Genomic DNA, 884 nt, shown 5'->3' with positions numbered 1-884 from the left:
GGCAATAACGAATCATACTTGTCTTGAATGCTTTCGACTACCTGGTTATCAGACATATAAGGCTTTAATTCCGTTATATTCTGATACTCTAACTATTCGGCCAATTGTTCAAGTTATTTTTACATGATTCCTAAAGATGCAAGTTTTAACCGGATTGGTGTAAGTAGTATCCACAAGAATTAAGCCAGACACCCGACTCACTAATAGCTCTGGAAACAGACGACAGAATGTCAGGTTAATCATCCCACCCATACTGTGTCCCAACAAGATAACAGGTTTATCCCCTGCTATGGCAATTACAGCTTCCAAGTCACGGGCATACTTTTCTATAGAGTGATCATTGTTTTTCGGTTTAGAGGATTTTCCTAACCCTGGTAGATCCCAAACAATTACTCGGAAGCGATCGCTTAGTTGTCGCTTGGCATAATACCATATAGTACTGTTTGGTCCCCAACCGTGTGACAAGATAATTGGTTGACCATCTTCAGGTCCAAAAAACTCTACTTGCAATACGCTCCCATCCTGTCGTGGTAAGCGCTGCACAGTTTTGCTACGCATAAACTTGGGTTCTTGGTTTCCAGGACGGCGCAGCAGTGGCAAACTGATAAAACGGCCGCCAAAAGTCCACAGAACCATTACTAGTCCAGCTACTAAGTAGGAAGTTCCTACAAGTTCTCCTTCGTACCACTCATAGAGAATGTAGATTCCCCCGCCAAGTACCCCAACAGTCAGCAGTTGAACCAGCCATACAAGTAGAAAATTATGAGGCATGAAGGTTAGTTGATAAATACTGTAGAGTTGCAAAAATCACCTACTGCCGCAAGGAGGCTCACACTGACCCTATCGGGTTCAGTGTCGAGAGGAATTGCGGGGCAAAAACGAAA

1 protein-coding gene is annotated in these 884 nt (G+C 43.4%); it reads right to left on the bottom strand.

Annotated features, from left to right (window positions below):
* Positions 1–108: 108 nt before the first annotated feature.
* Positions 109–771, bottom strand: a complete 663-nt coding sequence (locus ACEYW6_RS36465; RefSeq protein ID WP_412983648.1) for an alpha/beta fold hydrolase — start codon at positions 769–771, stop codon at positions 109–111.
* Positions 772–884: the final 113 nt, after the last annotated feature.

The sequence above is a fragment of the Nostoc sp. UIC 10607 genome, assembly GCF_047228265.1.
In the GTDB taxonomy this organism is placed as follows: domain Bacteria; phylum Cyanobacteriota; class Cyanobacteriia; order Cyanobacteriales; family Nostocaceae; genus Nostoc; species Nostoc foliaceum_A.
Note: the sequence above shows the minus strand (reverse complement) of the source record. Positions and strands in the feature narration are given on the sequence as shown.

What these genes read in the sequence shown, in the direction of transcription:
- ACEYW6_RS36465 (WP_412983648.1), bottom strand. Translation starts at nt 771, where the DNA reads ATGCCTCATAATTTTCTACTTGTATGGCTGGTTCAACTGCTGACTGTT.